The sequence below is a fragment of the Dorea sp. Marseille-P4042 genome (assembly GCF_900290215.1).
Classification (GTDB): Bacteria; Bacillota; Clostridia; order Lachnospirales; family Lachnospiraceae; genus Dorea; species Dorea formicigenerans.
This window is the reverse complement of record NZ_OLMI01000001.1, coordinates 241061-261154: the sequence shown is the minus strand read 5'-3', so window position 1 is coordinate 261154 and position 20094 is coordinate 241061. Positions and strand designations below refer to the sequence as shown.

19 protein-coding genes and 1 pseudogene are annotated in these 20094 nt (G+C 42.0%); 1 reads left to right on the top strand and 19 read right to left on the bottom strand.

Annotated features, from left to right (window positions below; genetic code table 11):
* Positions 1-15: 15 nt before the first annotated feature.
* The 14 genes from hisIE to C7E02_RS01205 all read right to left on the bottom strand — a co-directional run bounded on the left by hisIE (position 16) and on the right by C7E02_RS01205 (position 14682).
* Positions 16-1302, bottom strand: a complete 1287-nt coding sequence (gene hisIE / locus C7E02_RS01270) for a bifunctional phosphoribosyl-AMP cyclohydrolase/phosphoribosyl-ATP diphosphatase HisIE (protein WP_029731404.1) — start codon at positions 1300-1302, stop codon at positions 16-18.
* Positions 1303-1324: 22 nt separating this feature from the next.
* Positions 1325-1912, bottom strand: a complete 588-nt coding sequence (gene hisB / locus C7E02_RS01265) for an imidazoleglycerol-phosphate dehydratase HisB (RefSeq protein ID WP_005336294.1) — start codon at positions 1910-1912, stop codon at positions 1325-1327.
* 15 nt (positions 1913-1927) lie between these two features.
* On the bottom strand, positions 1928-3220 hold the full coding sequence (gene hisD / locus C7E02_RS01260; RefSeq protein WP_105308590.1) for a histidinol dehydrogenase: 1293 nt from the start codon (positions 3218-3220) through the stop codon (positions 1928-1930).
* Between the two features lie 84 nt (positions 3221-3304).
* The gene (gene hisG / locus C7E02_RS01255) at positions 3305-3940 is read right to left on the bottom strand and encodes an ATP phosphoribosyltransferase (protein WP_105308589.1); all 636 of its coding nucleotides are present in this window, start codon (positions 3938-3940) and stop codon (positions 3305-3307) included.
* 75 nt (positions 3941-4015) lie between these two features.
* Positions 4016-5263, bottom strand: a complete 1248-nt coding sequence (gene hisZ / locus C7E02_RS01250) for an ATP phosphoribosyltransferase regulatory subunit (RefSeq protein WP_022278395.1) — start codon at positions 5261-5263, stop codon at positions 4016-4018.
* Positions 5264-5338: 75 nt separating this feature from the next.
* Entirely contained in the window at positions 5339-5878 is a 540-nt protein-coding gene (locus C7E02_RS01245; RefSeq protein ID WP_005336287.1) for a Holliday junction resolvase RecU, read from the bottom strand.
* A complete protein-coding gene (locus tag C7E02_RS01240; RefSeq protein WP_005336285.1) occupies positions 5836-6843 on the bottom strand; it encodes an RluA family pseudouridine synthase in 1008 nt (335 codons plus the stop codon). Before C7E02_RS01240 ends, C7E02_RS01245 begins: the two co-directional genes overlap by 43 nt.
* Before the next feature lie 4 nt (positions 6844-6847).
* The gene (locus tag C7E02_RS01235; protein ID WP_005336283.1) at positions 6848-7426 is read right to left on the bottom strand and encodes a hypothetical protein; all 579 of its coding nucleotides are present in this window, start codon (positions 7424-7426) and stop codon (positions 6848-6850) included.
* 9 nt (positions 7427-7435) lie between these two features.
* Positions 7436-8197, bottom strand: a complete 762-nt coding sequence (locus tag C7E02_RS01230; RefSeq protein ID WP_005336281.1) for an SDR family NAD(P)-dependent oxidoreductase — start codon at positions 8195-8197, stop codon at positions 7436-7438.
* A 47-nt stretch (positions 8198-8244) separates the two neighbouring features.
* Positions 8245-10146: a YgiQ family radical SAM protein gene (locus C7E02_RS01225; protein WP_105308588.1), complete on the bottom strand. Its 1902-nt coding sequence runs from the start codon at positions 10144-10146 to the stop codon at positions 8245-8247.
* 23 nt (positions 10147-10169) lie between these two features.
* The gene (locus C7E02_RS01220) at positions 10170-10886 is read right to left on the bottom strand and encodes a pseudouridine synthase (protein WP_005336274.1); all 717 of its coding nucleotides are present in this window, start codon (positions 10884-10886) and stop codon (positions 10170-10172) included.
* Positions 10883-12268, bottom strand: a complete 1386-nt coding sequence (locus tag C7E02_RS01215) for an RsmF rRNA methyltransferase first C-terminal domain-containing protein (protein ID WP_105308587.1) — start codon at positions 12266-12268, stop codon at positions 10883-10885. Before C7E02_RS01215 ends, C7E02_RS01220 begins: the two co-directional genes overlap by 4 nt.
* Positions 12269-12331: 63 nt before the next feature.
* Positions 12332-13078 (bottom strand): M23 family metallopeptidase, encoded by a 747-nt coding sequence (locus C7E02_RS01210; RefSeq protein ID WP_105308586.1) that lies wholly within the window; start codon positions 13076-13078, stop codon positions 12332-12334.
* Between the two features lie 158 nt (positions 13079-13236).
* The gene (locus tag C7E02_RS01205; protein WP_005336271.1) at positions 13237-14682 is read right to left on the bottom strand and encodes an aminoacyl-histidine dipeptidase; all 1446 of its coding nucleotides are present in this window, start codon (positions 14680-14682) and stop codon (positions 13237-13239) included.
* Positions 14683-14838: 156 nt separating this feature from the next.
* On the opposite strand from C7E02_RS01205, the gene C7E02_RS01200 reads away from it, so the two are divergent.
* Positions 14839-15786 (top strand): nucleoside recognition domain-containing protein, encoded by a 948-nt coding sequence (locus tag C7E02_RS01200; RefSeq protein WP_105308585.1) that lies wholly within the window; start codon positions 14839-14841, stop codon positions 15784-15786.
* A gap of 84 nt (positions 15787-15870) precedes the next feature.
* Here the strand turns inward: C7E02_RS01200 and C7E02_RS01195 are convergent, their stop codons facing one another.
* The 5 genes and pseudogenes from C7E02_RS01195 to recG all read right to left on the bottom strand — a co-directional run bounded on the left by C7E02_RS01195 (position 15871) and on the right by recG (position 20092).
* Positions 15871-16509, bottom strand: coding sequence for a hypothetical protein (locus tag C7E02_RS01195; RefSeq protein ID WP_005336269.1), 639 nt, complete (start codon positions 16507-16509; stop codon positions 15871-15873).
* A complete protein-coding gene (coaD, locus tag C7E02_RS01190) occupies positions 16509-17003 on the bottom strand; it encodes a pantetheine-phosphate adenylyltransferase (RefSeq protein ID WP_005336268.1) in 495 nt (164 codons plus the stop codon). The genes C7E02_RS01195 and coaD overlap by 1 nt, the downstream gene beginning before the upstream one ends.
* 9 nt (positions 17004-17012) lie before the next feature.
* Positions 17013-17567 (bottom strand): annotated as a pseudogene (gene rsmD, locus C7E02_RS01185) (16S rRNA (guanine(966)-N(2))-methyltransferase RsmD); the annotation flags it as partial.
* Between the two features lie 231 nt (positions 17568-17798).
* Complete coding sequence (locus tag C7E02_RS01180) at positions 17799-18005, bottom strand: alpha/beta-type small acid-soluble spore protein (RefSeq protein ID WP_005332859.1); 207 nt, start codon at positions 18003-18005, stop codon at positions 17799-17801.
* Between the two features lie 56 nt (positions 18006-18061).
* Positions 18062-20092, bottom strand: a complete 2031-nt coding sequence (recG, locus tag C7E02_RS01175) for an ATP-dependent DNA helicase RecG (protein ID WP_022278400.1) — start codon at positions 20090-20092, stop codon at positions 18062-18064.
* Between the last annotated feature and the right edge of the window lie 2 nt (positions 20093-20094).

The window sequence follows — 20094 nt, the reverse complement described above, 5'->3', positions numbered from 1 at the left end:
ATACCTGCAAGGGATCTATTTCTGCAATAACTGATTTGTAATATCTTCCCATGTAATTCCTTTTTCCACCATCAGTACCATAGCATGATAAAGGAAATCTGCCATTTCCGTTTTCAATTCTTCCGGATTTGGATTTTTGGAGGCAATCACAATGCCGGTTGCTTCTTCTCCAATCTTCTTCAGGATCTTATCTTGTCCCTGTTCAAAGAGATAATTTGTATAAGACCCCTCCTTTGGATTATTTTTTCTGTCAATAATTGTCTGGTAAACATGTTCGAACACCTGTACCGGGCTCTTCTCATTATTATCACTTCCAACAATAGGCTGGAAGAAACAAGTTGGATTTCCTGTGTGACAAGCTGCTCCCACCTGATCGACTTTTGCAAGGAGCGTGTCCAGATCGCAATCTATTGTCAGTGACTTCACATACTGAAAATGTCCGCTTGTCTCTCCTTTCAGCCAAAGCTTCTGTCTGCTTCTGCTGTAATAAGTCATGCGCCCGGTCTTAACCGTCTGGTTAAATGCTTCTTCATTCATATACGCCAGCATCAGCACTTCTCCTGTCTGGTAATGCTGTACGATGACCGGAAGAAGCCCCTGTGGATTTTTCTTAAACTGTGAGAACTCCATAATACTTTCAAATGAAGTCATCTGAATATCTTCTTTTTCGCAGAGTTCTTTAAAATCATTAAAATTCATTTCCGGTTGACTGATATATCGTCCAGACAGACCTTTGACTCCTTCGGATTTTAAAATTTTAAATAATTCCAGTTCTTCCATCGTATCAGTCACAATGACACATGGAATGTCTGTAACTGCCACAACAGAGTTCAGATCCAGTCTGTGCATAAAAATCAGTTCGCTGCAATTATCTTCAATCAAATGCTGATGCTTGAACAATCCGTCAAAATCATCTAGCGAAACTGCAACCTTCTCTTTTCCGAAACGTTCAGCCGCTTTTGCCATCATCTCAGCACTGTCCGGTTTTGAAAAATTCAAAATCACTCGTTTAGCTCCAGAATACAGGATTCTCTGTACATCTTCCATACGTTTGATGTTGCCTCCTGCTACCATTGGAATACTGATCACATTATGAATCTGTCTGAGAAGATTTAAAGATGCCTCGTGATCATCATCAGAATCTGATAAATCAAAAATCAGAAGTTCATCCGCCCCGCGGTCGCTGTAGTGCTTCGCGAGCTCTACTACATTATCTGCCAGTACTTCCCGGTCATCAAACCATTTTATCGCTTTCCCTCCTGCAATATAAATACATGGGATTAATTTTCTGTAACTTATCATAATCAAGTTTTATTCTCTCCTTTTACAGGCTTCCTTTCGTTGTCCACGCCTCATCAATACGCGGTTCTCTCATTGTCGCCATGTCAAGAGCCTTACCAAAGCTCTTGAACAGGGCTTCTGCCATATGGTGATTATTCTCTCCGTCCATAATTTTCAGATGAATATTCATCATTGCACTGTAAGATATGGCATAGAAGAATTCTTTGATCATTTCGGTATCCAGCTCACCGATATTCTCTACCGTAAATTCTGCATCATATTTCAAATATGGACGTCCAGAAAGATCTACTGCACACAGTGCCAGTGTCTCGTCCATCGGAAGAATCATATGCCCGAACCGTTTGATTCCGGCTTTATCTCCTACCGCTTCCAAAATTGCCTGTCCGATTACGATTCCGGTATCTTCTATGGTATGATGACAATCCACATCCAGATCTCCATTGACCTTTACGGTAAGATCGAACAACCCATGTCTTGCCATTCCGTCCAACATATGATCAAAAAATCCAATTCCAGTATCGATCTGGTTGTTCCCGGTTCCATCAAGATTCAGTGTTACTTCAATGTCAGTTTCTTTTGTTGTACGTTTCTTTGTTGCTATTCTTTCCATATCTTTCAAGCCTCCTTATTTCTCAAAACGGACTTTAATTGAATTTGCATGTGCAGTTAAGTGTTCAGCTGTAGCAAATGCTTCAATATCCTCGTGGATCGCACGAAGTGCATTTTCAGAATAAGATATTATACTTGATTTCTTAATAAAATCATCTACGGAAAGTGGTGAGAAGAATTTTGCAGTTCCATTTGTCGGAAGAACATGGTTCGGTCCGGCAAAATAATCTCCCAGTGGCTCACTTGCGTACTCTCCGATGAAAATAGCTCCGGCATTACGGATTTTTGTCATGACATCAAATGGATTCTTTGTCTGGATTTCAAGATGCTCGGATGCAATCTCATTTGCTGTCTCAATTGCCTCATCCATCGTATCTGTAACCAGTATGTATCCATAGTTATCGAGAGATTTCTGAATAATCTCACCACGGGATAATTCTTTTATGAACTTGTCAGTCTCATCAGAAACTTTCTTGGCAAGTTCTTCGCTTGTTGTTACAAGGATTGCTGAGGCGAGTTCATCATGTTCTGCCTGTGACAGAAGGTCTGCTGCCACGAATCTTGGGTTTGCAGTCTCGTCTGCAATAACAAGAATCTCACTTGGTCCGGCAATGGCATCAATACTTACATAACCATAAACTGCTTTCTTTGCAAGTGCCACATAAATATTACCAGGTCCTACGATTTTGTCAACTTTTGGTATGCTCTCAGTTCCATAAGCAAGTGCTCCGATTGCCTGTGCTCCGCCGACTTTATAGATTGCATCTGCTCCGGCCTCTTTTGCTGCCACCAGTGTAGTCGGTGTTACCTTTCCGTCTTTTCCCGGAGGTGTCACCATAATAATCTCATCAACTCCAGCTACCTTTGCCGGTACAATGTTCATCAATACAGAAGATGGATACGCTGCCTTTCCACCTGGTACATACACACCTACTCTGTGAAGTGCTGTCACTTTCTGTCCAAGGATCGTTCCGTCCGGTTTGCTGTCAAACCAGCTTGTCTGACGCTGTTTTTCATGATAAGTACGTATATTTGCAAGTGATTTACGGATAATCTCAACAAGCTTTCGATCTACCAGTGCATAAGCCTCTTCAATCTCAGCATCTGTAACTTTGATGTTTCCTGCATTTAAGTCTGCCTGATCAAATTTTTTTGTGTACTCAAACAGAGCCTGATCTCCGTTTGCCTTTACATTTGCGAGAATTTCTGTCACTCCCTGCTCATACTGTCCATAATTGTTCGGGCTTCTCTTTAACAGATCTTCTAAAAGATTTTTTCTGCTGTTTTCATCTAATTTCTGTATTCTCATTGCCGTTCTTCCTCCTATATTCAAGGCTCCTGTTATCCTCTTACATGTCTTTCCGCTTTTTCTGTCCAGAAACCATTTATGATTTTAAATCTGTGTGCGAAGCTTCATCAACAGCTTCTTGATCCGCTCGCTTTCCATACGCATGCTGACTGGATTCACAATCATTCTTGCGGAAAGAGGACATACTTCCTCCAGAACTTCCAGTCCATTTTCACGAAGTGTGGAACCGGTCTCCACAATATCAACAATGACCTCAGAAAGTCCAACAATTGGTGCCAGTTCAATGGAACCATTCAGTTTAATGATCTCCACAGTCTGATGCTTTTTATTATAAAAATAATCCTTTGCAATATTCGGATATTTTGTTGCCACACGGATCAACTCATGATGCTGTAAAAGCGGCGATGCATCCTTATATCCGCAGACACACATTTTACATTTTCCATAGCCAAGATCCAGAACCTCGTGGACTTTACGCCCTTCCTCCAAAATGGTGTCCTTTCCTACAACTCCAATATCAGCTGCACCATACTCTACATAGGTCGGTACATCTGGCCCCTTTGCCAGAAAGAAACGAAGCTTCAATTCTTCATTGGTAAAAATCAGCTTTCTGGAATTCTTGTCCTTCATCTCTTCGCAAGTAATACCAATCTTTTCAAACAATTCCAGGGTCTGATTGGCAAGACGCCCTTTTCCGAGGGCAAATGTCAGATATCTCATATAAAAAACTCCTATCGTCAAATTCATAACCCATTTTCAGGGGTTTTCGAATCCGAGTCTGCCAAAGCAGACATTTTATTTGTTATTATTAACTTCCTTTTGTTCTCCGGTCACCAGATTTACCATGGTAATTTCACCGCTTTTCTTAATATATACAAGACTTCCGGCGTAATATTCCTTGCCGAACCGGATATAGTCTTCCAGTCCCTTCTCCGGTGATTTCTTAATCAGTTCTGTGTTCTTTGCCTTCGCCCGGAAATCTTTTGCAAGCCGGATTGCATCTCTTGCACGGCTCTCATCATAAAGAATAATTGCATTCTTTCTTGTATAAACAATGCGGATTTTCTGGCGGATCAGAGCATTCATCAACTCATCAATGACAATGGCAAAGCCGATAGATGCTGATGTCTTTCCAAACTTCTCCAGCAAATGATCATAACGGCCGCCTTTGACTACCGCATCTCCGGTTCCAAATGTATAACCACGGAAGATGATTCCCGTATAATATCCATAATTTCCTGTCATACTCAGATCAAAAGTCACAAACTTCTCGACTCCGTAAAGTGCGAGGATATCATAAATCTTCTCCAGCCGCTTCACAGCCATGATTCCACTGGAATTGGGTGCAATGTTCTTTGCTTTTGCAAGAACTTCCACGCCTCCGACCAGATTTCCAAGAGCTGCAAATGCCTCTTTTGAGCTTCTCTTTACCATAATACTGTCCAGATATTCCTCAACTCCGAAGTAATTGCGGTTGTTGATCAGTTCAACAACCCGCTCCCGTGCTTCTTCGTCCAATGCAGCGTCTTCAATAAGACTTTGGAAAAAGCCAAGATGTCCAACGCTTAATTGAAATTCCTTAAGTCCGATCGCCTGCATAGATTCCATGACCATAGCAAGCATCTCTGCATCTGCCTCCACGGAATCATCCCCAATCAGCTCAGCTCCCATCTGGGTCACTTCTCTTAATCGTCCCTGATTGTTGGAATGGTTAATAAATGTATTACCTGTGTAACAAAGCCGTATCGGCAAATCTTCCTCTCCAAATAATGTAGCAGCCACACGTGCGATGGACGGTGTGATATCTGGTCGCAAAACCAACGTGTTGCCTTCTTTATCAAAAAATTTGTACAGATCTTTGGACGGTATTGTTCCGATTTCCTTCCGGAACACATCAAAATATTCAAAGGTCGGAGTCTGAATATCATGATATCCAAATAAATGCAGTGTTTTTTTTAGTCGATTTTCCAGTGCCAGCTTCTTTCCGCACTCAACATTATAAATATCCCGGACTCCCTCCGGCGTATGAAGTAGTTTTTCCATAGATCATTCCTCCCGCACTTTAGCGTGCTACCATATTAAAACCTTATTGCATTATACGCATTTCCAGGCACTTTGTCAAGCTTCCTCACGGAGTTCCAAATCCAGATTTATGAAGTCCAGATAAGGAATATAATACCCGTTTTTTGGTTTCATAAAAAATCGTGGATCTAATTCCTCGTAGCGGATACTTTTACGCCCGCCATCACATGCTCGGTTCCAGAAACGAATCATTTCTTCAAATCGCATATAATAAAGTTCATTCCGTTCAGAATAATAAATCAGGATAAACGCAATTCCATCTTGATGCTCGAACTGAGTCATAAATGTAATCTGATGCTCATGGATGTTATGTAATGGGAATGTATCAGCTACACATTCTTTTGCATCAAAGCACACTGGAATTCCCTGGACTGCTCCAATGTAATCTACCGTACTTCGTTTTTCAAAATACGCCAGTGTGATCTGTTTGTGATCTGCGTCCATGCGCACCGGTGTAATGGGGGTCGGTATCTTCTGAAGCAGGGCAAGTCCCTTTTCCAGATAATGGTCGTTGGTCCAATTGACCATCTCTTCTAATGTAGAACCTCTAAGGCCTCTTGAGTTCCATGTTCCCATGCTGTCTCCTTAATAAGTCGATAAAATTTGCCCGGAACACGCGCCTGAAATACATTTTCCGAAAGATTCTCCAAAGGTTTTGACATCTGCGGAAAATGCAGCTCATAAGAATGCAGCATTTGTGCCTTTACACCATATGTCTCATACTGGTGGTTCCAGGATATATTTCCATATTTGTAGTCCCCCATTAACGGGTGTCCGATACTTGCCAGATGTGCACGGATCTGGTGCGTCCGACCGGTGATCAGATGAACCTTTAACAGCGTAAGCTCTTTTTGATAAGCCACTGGCTCATATTCTGTCTCAATGGCTGCTGCCCCTTCCGACATTTTCCGGCTAATCATAACTTTATTCGTTTTCTCATCTTTTTTCAGATATCCACGAATATGTGAAGTTTCTTTAATACAGCCTTTGACCAGACAGAGGTAATATTTTGCAAGGGTTCTTTCTTTAAAAGCTTCCCCCATAATCTGAAGCCCGGCCAGGCTCTTCCCTGCCACGACCATACCGCTTGTGTTTCGGTCCAGCCGGTTGCAGATTCCAGGGTGAAATGTCAGAAGTTCTTCTTTTGTAACAGAACCATTTGACAGAAGATATCCAATCACATATTCCACCAGTGACACATCTTCTTTCTTCGCTTTCTGAGATAACATGCCTGCCGGTTTATTTATAAGCAGGATATTATCGTCTTCATAAATAATCTCCAGATCCTTTTTTACCGGATAAGACTCACTTACTGCTGCATTTCCTGTAAATTTATCGATTGTCTCCTCTGCAAGAAAAAACTTTATCGAATCTCCGGTATTAAGTTTCTCCTGTCCTGCTGCCTTTTTCCCATTTAATGTAATATTCTTCTTTCTGAGCATTTTATAAATGAAACTTCCAGGCGCCTGGGGAAGATATTTTTTCAAATATTTGTCCAGCCTCTGACCGGACTCATTTTCTTTGATAATCGTCTCTTTCATAATTCTACATACAAGTGGACAAAATCAGTTTCCGGACTGCACGGTCTTCCCGTACGTTCTCTGTATGTCCCACCTCAACAATATTATTCATGCCCTCCACGCGGCTTAAAAATGCTTTGTAATCGTGGAATATCTTGACCGTCATTTTCTCGTGATGATTTGCATTGAGCATGTCCTTCAAATATCTGGCACATGTTACCTCGTCCGTCTTTGTATTCGACGCATAACCGATGACTGTATGCCCGGAAATCACAATAGCGTCAACCGGCATCACTTTCTCCGGACTTGTAATGACAAGATCATAAACTCTTTTTAAAAGTGACGCTTTCGCCTCGATTTCCTGATAAATATCTTTTTCTATACTCTGATGTGGTGCAATGGTAATAAATTCGACCAGCATCTTTGATGCCGGAAGACACCCGACGGCTGCAACTACCGTGAGCAGATTCAGCTTGGTCTTCGTCTGCACATAACCAAGCACGACAAGTGCTATGACAACTGCAAACTCCGCAATCGTTCCGATCAGGTATTTTTCTTTTCTCCATTTAATATAACCTGGCTGTCCCTTTTCTTTTTTCTTCATGCGAACCTCCTATTCTGCAATTTTCTCCATTACTGCCACGATCACACTGTCCGGCACAATTTTTGATGCCACCTGCGCAGCTTTCATGGATAGGCCATACACGGAAATCTTTTTGCCTCTCGCGCTGTCGATCAGAGCTTTTCTGACCACATCTTTCGCATCGGCACGAAATTTCTTTTTCACACTTGCGACTTCTTTTCCGGTATGGTCAAAGAATTCTGTATCCACCGGTCCCGGACACACGGCAGTCACATAAATACCGCTTCCTTTAAGTTCTCTGCCAAGTGCCATGGACAGGCTGTAAACGTAAGATTTTGTCGCTGCATACACTGCAAATCCAGGCTGTGGTCCAAATGCTGCAGCTGATGAAAGGTTCACAATTCTGCTGCCACAATGCATATACGGAAGACAAAGTGCTGTCATTCTTGTCAGTGACCGGCAGTTGAGATCTACCATGCCGGTTTCTTCCTTCCAGCCATACTCGCAGAATGTTCCAATCTTTCCATAACCAGCCGCATTTACGAGCATCCGTACATTGGCGTGGGATTTTCCCAGTGCTATCCCCAGTTTTTTATAAATATAATCCTGGTTCAGATCTCCGTCAAAAATACGCACCGGAACTTTTAATTCCATCTCCAGTTCGTTCAGACGTTCTGCCCGTCTTGCGACGACCCAGATTTCATCCAGATTCTGATAAAGCTTTGGAATCTGCCTTGCAAATTCTCTTCCAAGTCCGGAAGATGCCCCTGTAATCAATGCTATCTTCATCATACTCCTATCACCTCTTGCAGTGTTTACAATTATCACTTTCTCTGTTATTATCTGCTCTTTCGGCGTTTATTGTTTCCGCCTCTGTTATTTTTTACATTTTTTGAATTCTTGCAGTTCTGCTTTCTTTTTATTCCAGGCATGTCTGACTTGATTTTCCTTGGCTTGATCAAGCATTTCTGGTCAAATCCCACCAGATCCATGCGCCCGGATTTTCTAAGTGCCTCCATGACCAGATCATAATTCTTCGGATCCCGGTACTGGATCAATGCTCTCTGCATTGCTTTTTCATGCGGGTTCTTCGGTACATAAACTGGTTTCATATTTCTTGGGTCTACGCCTGTGTAGTACATACAGGTAGATATGGTGGACGGTGTCGGATAGAAGTCCTGTACTTGCTCCGGCATATATCCAAGATCCCGTAAATGTTCTGCAAGCTCGACTGCTTCTTTTAACGTTGACCCCGGGTGAGAAGACATTAGATACGGCACAAGATATTGATCCATACCAAGATGCTCGTTCATTTTTTTATACCGTTTTACAAACCCCTTATAGACAGAATTCTCCGGTTTTCCCATTTTTTCCAGGACTGCGTCTGATACATGCTCCGGTGCAACCTTAAGCTGCCCGCTGATATGATACTGGCACAGTTCCTTTAAAAATGTGTCATCCTTATCTGCCATAACGTAGTCGAACCGGATTCCGGAACGGATAAAAACTTTCCTGACTCCAGGTATTTTACGCAATTTTCTAAGAAGTGCCACGTAATCCCGGTGATCGACCTTCATATTTTTACACGGTTTCGGGAACAGACACTGCTTTTCCTTGCAGACGCCGTATTTTAACTGCTTTTCACAGGACGGTGCACGGAAGTTTGCCGTTGGGCCTCCAACATCATGAATATATCCTTTAAAATCCTTGTCCTTCACCATTTCATTCGCTTCTTTTAATAAGGACTCATGACTTCTCGTCTGCACAATCCTTCCTTGATGAAAGGTCAGGGCACAGAAGCTGCACCCTCCAAAACAGCCACGGTTACTGATCAGACTGAACTTGATTTCTTTGATTGCCGGAACCCCTCCGTCTTTTTCATAACTCGGATGGTAAGTCCTCATATACGGAAGGCCATACACCAGATCCATCTCGTCCTGAGAAAGCGGTTTTGCAGGTGGATTCTGTACAACATAAAGATGATCGCTGTAAGGCTCTACGAGACATTTCCCCGAAAACGGATCTGTATTACAATACTGCACATAAAAACTTCTTGCATAATTGAGCTTGTCCTCTTTCAATTGCTCATAGGATGGAAGAATTGTCGGTTCATAGACACTGTCCAGACTCTTGACCTTACACACAGTTCCCGGAATGTAAGTAATATCTTGAATACTAAGTCCACTATCTAACGCCTCTGCAATCTCAATGATCGAATGCTCACCCATTCCATATGAAATAATATCCGCCCCGGAATCCAATAGCACGGAGCGTTTTAATTTATTGGACCAATAATCATAATGTGCCAGTCTTCGAAGACTCGCCTCGATTCCTCCGAGAATGATTGGTGTCTTTTTATAAACCTGGCGGATCAGGTTGCCATAGACTGTCACCGCATAATCCGGACGTTTTCCCATAACACCGCCTGGAGTATAGGCATCTGTACTTCTACGCCTTTTTGATACAGAGTAATGATTTACCATAGAATCCATATTACCTGCCGATACAAGAAAAGCAAGTCTTGGCTCGCCAAGAACGGTGATGCTGTTCTTATCTTTCCAATCCGGCTGTGCGATGATTCCGACCTTGTATCCATAATCTTCCAGAAGCCTTGTAATAACTGCCGGTCCAAATGATGGATGGTCTACATAAGCGTCCCCTGAAATGTACACAAAGTCCAACTGTTCCCAGCCCCGTTCTTCCATATCCTTTTTACATATTGGTAAAAATCCCTGTGACATCTATAATACCTCACTTGTAGCGTTCAAAATAATAAATTCTTTAATTCTTCTTCGGTCAGCATGCGGTATTCGCCCTCTGCCAGATTATCATCCAGAATCAAGCTGCCCATACGTTCCCGTTTCAGATAAACAACCTCTTTTCCCACTGCCTGGAACATGCGTTTTACTTGATGAAACTTTCCTTCCTGGATGGTCAGACGTATTTCGGATAAATCATCACTTTTTATAATGTCGAGTTTTCCCGGCATCGTGATCTCCGGTTCATCTTCTGTGCCAATATTTACACCTTCTGCAAATTTTTCCGCATCGTCTTTTGTAACGTTCCCCTGCACTTTCGCAAAATAGCATTTATCCACATGATGTTTCGGAGAAAGTAACCGGTGTGCCAGATTTCCATCATTTGTAATTAAAAGGAGTCCCACCGTATCCTTATCCAGACGACCCACCGGGAACAGATCTTTCCGCTTCTGTCCCTTGATCAGATCAATCACGGTCTTCTCGCGTTTATCTTCTGTTGCAGACACCACCCCCGACGGTTTATTCAACATATAGTATACATAAGAGGCATATCCGATTCGTTCACCGTCCAGTGTAACATTTGCTTTTGTCTCGTCCACTTTAAGTTCCGGGCGCTTTTCAATCTCGCCATCTACCTCTACTTTGCCTTTTCGAATATACTGCTTCACTTCCTGCCTGGTTCCTGCGCCCATCTCAGACAGGAACTTGTCTAACCGGATCATGAATTCAGCCTCCATCCCGGCAGATATTTATTCTTCAAAGTTCCATTAGCAAGCTTTCCCCATCCCAGTGGATAACCATCCACGCAGACCAGATACCAGCCTTTTGCTTTCGTCTCTACCAAATCATCAACATCCAGTGTTTCCCCTTTCAGATAACGGCTCACACGATCATCTTCTAGTGGCAGATCAACAATCTTCTCATAATCATCTTTTTTGAGGGTCATGGCAAAGGCCTGGCTTGGCTCAAACCGTTTTTTCTTAAGTTCTCCAAGTAAAAGTCCGGTACGCAGGAACCGAAGTCCCTTAAGATCAGGAAGTCCTGCCGGCATTACATAGACACGCTCGCCGTGGATATCCAGAAGATCCGTACGGATTTCTTTCTTTACATCATTTAAAAATTCTTCCAGTTCCTCTGGTAATTTCTTCTTTCCTTTTCCACCGGTCAGTTCACCTTTCACACGGTCACACGGTTCGCCCTTTTGTACAAGTGCCAGATAGTGTCCTTCCCCTTTCATTTTATGTGGGAATATGCGGACAGTATCCGCAAGCGACGGATCCCGTGATTCTGTCACTTCCGGCATCCCCTGAGCAAAGCCTTCATATGGCGCAATCTTCAAGATTCTAAATTCCGGATAGGTCTTAAGTAAATGTTCGATGACCTGCTCATTTTCTTTCGGATCAAAAGTACAGGTGGAGTACAGCATCATTCCGCCTTGCTTTAACATACGAGCAGCCTGCAAGATAATGCTCTTCTGAATATTACAGAAAAAGTCCGGCCCATGCTCCTCCCATGCAGATACCATTTTTTTATCTTTTCGGAACATTCCTTCTCCGGAACACGGTGCGTCAATCAGAATCTTATTAAAATACTCTGTAAAATAGCTTTCCATTTTTCCAGGCTCTTCACTTAAAACAAGAACATTGCCAATACCGAACACCTCAATATTTTTCAGAAGTCCCTTGGCTCTGGAATTACTAATATCATTGGCCGCAAGTACTCCTTCCCCCTGAAGCTTTGCTCCAAGCTCCGTAGCCTTTCCTCCCGGTGCCGCACATACATCTAACACCTTGTCTCCCGGTTCCACCGGAAGCCGGTTTGCCGGTGTCATGGCACTTGGCTCCTGCAGATAATAAAGCCCTGCAAAATAATATGGATGTTTAGACGGAGTTACATGCTCCCCGTCATAATAGAATCCATTCTCAATCCAGGGAATCGGCTCGATTTCAAACGGACAGATCTTTTTAAACTCTTCTACGGAAATTTTATTCGTATTTACACGAAGCCCATAATAACGCGGCTCTTCATAACATGCAATATAATCGTCAAAATCTTCTTTCAGAAGATCTCGCATCTTTTTTTCAAAATTCTCTGGCAATCTCATTGATTTTTCTCCTCCAGCGTATAAACATACATAATATAGTATATCATATCTGGGTGTATAACTCTAGAAATATGAATAGATTAATTTTTTATTTTCTAAAAACAAAAGCACTTCATACGGATTAACGCTGATTTCTTTCCCATTTTCATAAAAATAAATTCCAAAATGTAAATGTACGGGAAACTGTCCCACCGTTCCTTCTGTTCCATAACCGCTGTCTCCCATGTACCCAAGCAATTCTCCTGCTCTTACATAATCTCCTATTTTCAGGTTTGTATAAGAGTCCAGGTGTGCGTAGTAGTAATAAGTACTACTATCGCTTATGATACCAATCCGCCAACCCCCTTTTTCAAGCCAGCCCTTATTTTTCACTGTTCCGTCACTAACGCTCACCACCGGATACAGCCCCCGTTTATTTTCAGCCGCCATAATATCTGTTCCTTCATGCACCCGCTTTCCGCCATAATTACGTTCCATATGCCAGGTGTCCACAAAACTTACTTCCAAAGATTTATCCAAATCAGACTCTGGAATCGGGAAATACAAGGCCTCTTTTTCCACATTTTGCATCGCCTGCCTGCATGTTAAAGACAGGTATTTATTCTGACGCAGTTCTTCCGAAAAAAAATTATCTCGAAATTGCTGCGCAGCCAACGTCAGCATTCGATCTGTCATGTGTTTTCCGGACGTATATGAAATTGATATTCCAACAGCATCCAGTAGCGCTATCACAAGCAGAATTGCAAACAGCCTCAAGCTTACCTGCCAGGTATACACTTGTTTATTTCTAAGATTCCTGTTTTTCTTCATTTCAGTTTTATTCTCATTTTCCGCACATTTTTCTTCTACTATATGACTATATCAAATAAAAATAGAACATACAGATTCTTTCTCCATATGTTCTACTTTTATATTTTTTCAAACTGCCATGATGTCTGTAGATTTTTTATACTACACACCACGTTATCCTATTTTAATTTTGCAAGAATTCCTTTTAAATATTCCCATGTTCTCTGTGTAGAGGCAATATCCAGCTTCTCATTAAAGGAATGAATATCCAAAAGATCCGGTCCCATAGATACACAATCCAAATCCGGTTTCTTTCCAAGGAAAAGTCCACACTCCAGTCCGGCGTGAATGGTAGATACAACCGGTTCTTTTCCATACTGCTCTACGAATGTCTCTACCATTACTTTGCGAAGTTCGGAATCTACTTTGTACTCCCATGCAGGATATCCACCCTGCACCTTTCCGTTAGCTCCGACAGCCTGTGCACAAGTATCCAGGATTTCTTTCATATCTGCTTTCTTACTCTCCATAGAACTTCTTACAAGACTTTCAAGCTTTACAGTGTCCTTAGTTGTCTCTACAATACCAAGATTCAGGGAAGTTTCAACCAATCCTTCCAGTTCACGGTCATAGCACTGTACTCCGTTCGGGCAGATGATAAAATATGTGATTACACGTTTTGTACTCTCCGCGTTCATAACTGCCACACCAGATACGCTTTCTTCTTCTACATCCACAGTAAGTCCCGGTTCTTTTCCAAGAAACTCCTTGTCCCATGTTGCTTTTAACTCTGCAACAGAAGCTTTTACTTTATCAGCATCTTCTTTCGCCACAAGGATCTCTGCCTTACACTCACTTGAAATGACATTGTTCTTTGTTCCTCCTGCAATGCTAATCAGGCGGATATCCGTCTCCAAAGATACGTGATTCAGAAGTCTTCCCATCATTTTATGTCCATTTCCACGCTGTTTGTGAATCTCTGCTCCGGAATGTCCTCCAAGAAGTCCGTGGATACGGATACTGATTTTCTCTCCTTCTTCGTTCTCGCGTGTGACTGGAATCTCAGTATTATATCCGAATCCGCCTGCACAGCCAACTGTCAGGATTCCCTCTTCTTCAGAGTCAATATTAATAAGCTTCTTTCCTTTAAGTACGGACAAGTCAATATTCTCTGCTCCACCCATTCCAATCTCTTCATCTACCGTAAACACAGCCTCAATTGGTGGATGCGGAATATCCTTGCTGTCCAAAATCGCCAGTGCCATAGCAACTGCAATACCGTCATCACCCCCAAGTGTAGTGTCTTTTGCTTTTACATATCCGTCTTCTACATACAGTTCAAGCGGATCTTTCTTAAAATCATGATTTGATTCCGGACGTTTCTCACATACCATATCCATATGTCCCTGAATAATGACCGGTTCACTGTTCTCATATCCCACCGTTCCCGGTTTGGAAATGATAATGTTATTCGTCTCATCCTGGATGCATGCAAGTCCTCTTTCTTTTGCAAATGCTACGCAGTAATCACTGATTCGCTTTGTATCGAATGTACCATGAGGTACCTGGCAGATTTCCTCGAAAAATCGAAATACTTCTTTTGGTTCTAAGTTTTCTAATACCATATTTATAACCCTCTCTTTGAAATAATTTTTGTGGTCACCCCATATCTGCGCAACCACGAATTTCTTTCTCTATTATGTATCATTTGTCATAAAAAATCAAATATTTCCATATGGTTAATTAAGTTTTAAGATTTTGCTCAGCAGGAGGCTTGTTCCATGAAAAATCATTTTTTTCAGTTTTTTCTGATCCTATGCTTTTTTGTGATGCTTTTATTTCCTTCTGAAGTATTTGAAGGCGCAAAATCCGGACTTCTACTTTGGTTCCTTACTGTTTTGCCAACGCTTTTTCCATTTCTTCTCATTTCGCGCCTGCTTCTTGACTCCTGTGCCTGTTCACTTTTAAACAAACTCCTTGCTCCTGCGATAAGCCGTCTGTTCGGCATTTCCGCCCAAGGTTCCTTCGCTTTTATTGTAGGATTCCTGTGTGGTTATCCTATGGGGGCAAAGATTACCGCCGATCTCTTTCATGCAAGGCAGATTTCAAAAGCAGAAGCTTCTTATCTACTGTCATTTTGCAATAATACAAGCCCTGCATTCCTCATCCATTATATTGTTCTCGGATATTTTCAGAACCCCAGACTCATTTTCCCATCTGTGCTGATCTTATACGGAACGCCAATCCTACTAACTTTTTTCTTTCGCATAAAGAAACATTTCGCATCATCGAACACTACAGATATTACATCTCCATTTACTATTTCAAAAATTCCTTCATGTTCTCTCGATTTCTGTCTTATGGATAGTTCTGAGGCTATCGTTAAAATCGGCGGATATATTATCCTTTTTTCCGTCATTTTAAATTTACTCCAAAAGCTCCCGATTTCACACCCGTTTTATCAGTTATTTCTTCTGCCATCTTTAGAACTAACTAACGGCTGCGCTCTCTTAAACAAAACAATAACCTCCCAGACCATCCCTCTGTCTTTTCCTATCTATTATAGCCTCTGTATGGGACACACTGCTTTCGGCGGCTGGTGTGCACTTTTTCAGACAGGCAGCATGATAAATGGAAGCGGACTTTCTCTCAACTCCTATGCAAGAAAAAAACTGGTCACCGCTCTGGTGACCAGTCTGTTTGCTTATCTTTATATACGTTCAACCTAAAAACTGTGTTTGCACTCACATCTGCAGCAATCCCTGACTCTTAATTGAGAATCTGTAAACAAATCTTCGTACAGGATAAAGAATCTACTCCTCATTGTCCAGGTCAAAATCCGGGAATGCATCCTCTGCTGGTTCTTCTTCCTGCTCATATCCCTGATCTTCATTCTGTGCTGCTGCCGGCTGATCCGGAATATCCAGCTCCGCACGGTTATTACGAACCATGTCATAGCACTCCTGAAGAGAATTCACAAGACTATCATACTTGGTTGTATAACTGTCCAGTGTATGTCCAATGATTCCTTCTGCATTTGCCATCAGATTATCTGCATAACGCATAGCTCCGATACGGATTTCATTCGCATCGCTTGTTGCATTATCAAGAATCTCTTGTGCCTGCTCTGTGGCAGCAGTTACAATCTCATTCGCCTGTGCGTATGCCTGCTGCATAATTTCATGCTCGCTCACCAGTTCATTCGTATGAATCTGTGCTTCCTCCAGCATGCTGTCCGCTTTTGCCTGTGCATCAGCAAGGATTGCATCTTTATTTGCAATGATCTTCTGATAACGCTTGATCTCATCTGGTGTCTTCATACGAAGCTCACGAAGGAGCTCGTCCATCTGATCTTTATTTACAATAATTTTTGATGTAGACAGTGGCTGAAACTTACAACTGTCAATATATTCCTCGATTTCTTCAATGATCTGCTCAATACGGCTGCTCATTATCTACACTCTCCTTTTTGATTCATTTTCTCCCTTATTCTTTCTCGCACAACATCGGGAACAAACTTTGAAATATCTCCATGATAGAAAGCTACTTCTTTTACTATGGTAGAGCTCAGATAAGAATACTCCAGGCTTGTCGTTAAAAAAACTGTCTCAACACTTGGCTCCAGTTTATGGTTCGTCTGAGCCATCTGAAGCTCATATTCAAAATCTGTGATTGCCCTGAGTCCTCGAACTACCATACAGGCATCCATCTTTTTTGCAAATTCTACCAGTAGCCCATCAAATGGGGCTACGATTACATTTGTCATATCCCGTGTTACCTCATTTAACATTTTAGCACGTTCCTCTACGGAAAACAACGGGGTTTTTGCATTATTATTCAATACTCCGATGACCAGCTCGTCCACAAGCAGTGCGGATCTTCTGATAATATCCAAATGTCCATATGTAACCGGATCAAAACTTCCGGGATAAATTGCTCTCTTCATAACTGCTCCTTATTCTTTCTCCAGGAAAATGTGTTTATTTGTCTTATACATCTTTTCTTTTATTATGGAATAGCCCAGTTCTTCTGCATAAGACAGATCTGTCTCCTTCGATGCTTCCACAATAATAATTCCGTCATCCGCCAGCAAAGTCGTATCAGCAAGAAATTCCAGCACTTGCTTTTCCCATTCGTGATTATACGGTGGATCCATAAATATATATTCAAACTTCCACTCACCATTCAGTCTCGAAAGTGCCGCAAATACATCCATCTGCATCGTCTTTGCCCGGTCTTTTAATTTTGTAGATTCCAGATTCTCCTGTATGCACTTCATAGCTTTTGGATTCTTCTCTACGAATACCGCATTTGCCGCCCCGCGGCTCAGCGCCTCAATCCCAATCCCGCCGCTTCCGGAAAAGAGATCCAGGAAATTACTATCATAGAGTTCTGCCGAAATCATATTAAACAATGTTTCTTTTATCCGGTCTGTTGTAGGTCTTGTATCCATTCCATCCAGTGTCTTAAGCTGCAGACGTCTGGCTGTTCCTGCAATTACTCTCATATCACATTCCTCTTTATCAGTTCTTTTTTATACTATTTCATCTATTTTTATCTATATTTTTCGTAAATTTTTCTTAGTTTCTCGTTCATTATAAATTTGTCCCATGGAAATGTCAATCCGATTCCCCGATGTACTGTATTCTATGCAAAATTCTGACACTGACTCCATGAAATTAGGGATACAACTTTTTCTTGTCATATCCCCATTTCATCTTTGTTCTGTTACCGTTAAATATTATTTACCGGCCATCTGTTTTTCCTGCTGTTCAATCATCTTTTTTACCATATAACCACCAACTGATCCATTCTGTCTGGAAGTCAGGTCACCATTGTAACCGTCTGTTAATGGTACTCCAAGTTCTGTTGCTACCTCATACTTGAATTTGTCCAGTGCTCCTTTTGCCTCTGGAACTGCTGCTTTGTTAGATGAACGATTTGCCATTTTATACTCCTCCTTTTGTAACTTTGTTTTTGTTACGTTGTTAGTATATGGAGGATTTAAATTATTACACTAGAAGTTCCTTCATAATCTGGAATTTGCTGGACATATTCAGGATTATTTTTTAAGAGCCATTCTGCAGCTTCGTTCGCTTTCTGCAAAATTGCCGCGTCCTGATAAATGTCTCCCAGTCCAAAATCCATAAGTCCGCTTTGACGGATTCCAAACAAATCTCCCGGACCGCGAAGTTTTAAATCTTCGCTTGCGATTTTAAATCCATCGTTCGTTTTATTTAAAATTTCCAGACGTTTTTTTGTTTCTTTTGCCTTTGAGCCGGTCATAAAAATACAATAAGACTGATATTTTCCTCGTCCAACACGACCGCGGAGCTGATGAAGCTGCGCCAGTCCGAAACGCTCTGCATTTTCAATCATCATAACGGTTGCGTTAGGCACATCAATTCCAACCTCAATCACTGTCGTTGACACAAGGATCTGGATTTCATTACGTCCAAAACGCTCCATAATCTCGTCTTTTGCTGCCTGCTTCATTTTCCCATGAAGATGATCAACTACAATCTGAGTCCCCATTTCTTCTTGCAGCATTCTGGAATAATCTGTCACATTTTCCGCCTCCATAGCTTCACTTTCTTCTACCATCGGGCAGATAATGTAACACTGTCTTCCTTCTGCAATCTGCTTTTTCATAAATGTGTAGGCCGTCTGCCGGTAACTGGTGTCTACCACACAATTCTTAATAGGCAGACGGTTCGCCGGAAGTTCATCTATCACAGAAATATCAAGATCTCCGTATAAAATGATTGCAAGGGTTCTCGGGATCGGTGTCGCACTCATAACAAGAACATGCGGAACACCGCCTTTTTTTGCAAATGACTCTCTTTGTTTTACCCCAAATCTATGCTGTTCATCTGTCACTACAAGTGCCAGATTATCATAATAAACTGCGTCCTGAATAAGTGCATGCGTCCCCACGATGATCTTCGCAAGTCCGCACTCGATCCGGTCGTAAGCTCTGCGTTTTTCTTTTGCCGTCATCGAACCTGTCAAAAGCACTACTTTTATCGGAATATTATATGCTTCAAAAAGACTGGTGATCGATTCATAATGTTGTCTTGCCAGCACCTCTGTCGGTGCCATCATTGCCGCCTGATAGCCTTTTAATGCGGTATTCAGAAGCGCTAATACTGCAACGATCGTTTTACCTGACCCTACATCTCCCTGCACAAGTCTTGACATGGCATGCGCAGATGCCATGTCCTGCTGGATTTCTCTCCATACGTTCTGCTGTGCCCTGGTCAGTTCAAATGGTAACGCTTTTTGAAACTCCTCTGTCCGTAAATCCAATGGAATCACATATTCATTATCCATGCGGCTATTGCTGTCTTTTAGTTTCCGGATTGCAAGTATAAACTGTAAAAACTCTTCAAATACAAGCCGTTCTCTTGCATGATAAAAGACTTCTTTATCTTCCGGAAAATGAATACCACGAATGGCATAATTATATTCTGCCAACTGATAATGCAGACGGATTTCTTCAGGCAAATGCTCTTTTGTAAGATCAAGGCTTTCTATGACCTGCTTAACAGCTTTTGAAATCGCATTGTTCGTCAGGCCTGCTGTCAGATTATAAATCGGTTGTAGTGTATGCAGTTTTTCTTCATATTTTTCACTTGGATAAAAGATTTCCGGATGTTCCAGTACAAGTCCGTCCCGCCGATTCACAGCTCGGCCGCGCAAGGTAACCTGACTACCACCTGCCAGCGTATTTTTAAGAAACGGCATACGAAACCAGACTGCTTTGATCGTCCCCGTCAGATCTTTTACGTGAATGGTCGTCACCTGCAAGTTCCGACTTCCACCCACCTGCACACGCCCGAAAATCATTCCTGTTACAGTAACAGTTCGACCGTCCTCTACCTCTGCGATAGGGACGGCCTCCTCATACACGTCATAATTTCTCGGATAATACCTGAGAAGGTCACCAACTGTATAAATTCCCAGTTTTGCAAACAGCTTCTCCGTCTTCTCCCCGACGCCTTTTATTTCATGAATCTTACTCTGTTCAATCATAT

Bases quoted from the DNA above. Each gene is read 5' to 3' on its own strand.
- hisIE (WP_029731404.1), bottom strand. From the start codon at position 1,302: ATGATAAGTTACAGAAAATTAATCCCATGTATTTATATTGCAGGAGGG.
- hisB (WP_005336294.1), bottom strand. From the start codon at position 1,912: ATGGAAAGAATAGCAACAAAGAAACGTACAACAAAAGAAACTGACATT.
- hisD (WP_105308590.1), bottom strand. From the start codon at position 3,220: ATGAGAATACAGAAATTAGATGAAAACAGCAGAAAAAATCTTTTAGAA.
- hisG (WP_105308589.1), bottom strand. From the start codon at position 3,940: ATGAGATATCTGACATTTGCCCTCGGAAAAGGGCGTCTTGCCAATCAG.
- hisZ (WP_022278395.1), bottom strand. From the start codon at position 5,263: ATGGAAAAACTACTTCATACGCCGGAGGGAGTCCGGGATATTTATAAT.
- C7E02_RS01245 (WP_005336287.1), bottom strand. From the start codon at position 5,878: ATGGGAACATGGAACTCAAGAGGCCTTAGAGGTTCTACATTAGAAGAG.
- C7E02_RS01240 (WP_005336285.1), bottom strand. From the start codon at position 6,843: ATGAAAGAGACGATTATCAAAGAAAATGAGTCCGGTCAGAGGCTGGAC.
- C7E02_RS01235 (WP_005336283.1), bottom strand. From the start codon at position 7,426: ATGAAGAAAAAAGAAAAGGGACAGCCAGGTTATATTAAATGGAGAAAA.
- C7E02_RS01230 (WP_005336281.1), bottom strand. From the start codon at position 8,197: ATGATGAAGATAGCATTGATTACAGGGGCATCTTCCGGACTTGGAAGA.
- C7E02_RS01225 (WP_105308588.1), bottom strand. From the start codon at position 10,146: ATGTCACAGGGATTTTTACCAATATGTAAAAAGGATATGGAAGAACGG.
- C7E02_RS01220 (WP_005336274.1), bottom strand. From the start codon at position 10,886: ATGATCCGGTTAGACAAGTTCCTGTCTGAGATGGGCGCAGGAACCAGG.
- C7E02_RS01215 (WP_105308587.1), bottom strand. From the start codon at position 12,268: ATGAGATTGCCAGAGAATTTTGAAAAAAAGATGCGAGATCTTCTGAAA.
- C7E02_RS01210 (WP_105308586.1), bottom strand. From the start codon at position 13,078: ATGAAGAAAAACAGGAATCTTAGAAATAAACAAGTGTATACCTGGCAG.
- C7E02_RS01205 (WP_005336271.1), bottom strand. From the start codon at position 14,682: ATGGTATTAGAAAACTTAGAACCAAAAGAAGTATTTCGATTTTTCGAG.
- C7E02_RS01200 (WP_105308585.1), top strand. From the start codon at position 14,839: ATGAAAAATCATTTTTTTCAGTTTTTTCTGATCCTATGCTTTTTTGTG.
- C7E02_RS01195 (WP_005336269.1), bottom strand. From the start codon at position 16,509: ATGAGCAGCCGTATTGAGCAGATCATTGAAGAAATCGAGGAATATATT.
- coaD (WP_005336268.1), bottom strand. From the start codon at position 17,003: ATGAAGAGAGCAATTTATCCCGGAAGTTTTGATCCGGTTACATATGGA.
- C7E02_RS01180 (WP_005332859.1), bottom strand. From the start codon at position 18,005: ATGGCAAATCGTTCATCTAACAAAGCAGCAGTTCCAGAGGCAAAAGGA.
- recG (WP_022278400.1), bottom strand. From the start codon at position 20,092: ATGATTGAACAGAGTAAGATTCATGAAATAAAAGGCGTCGGGGAGAAG.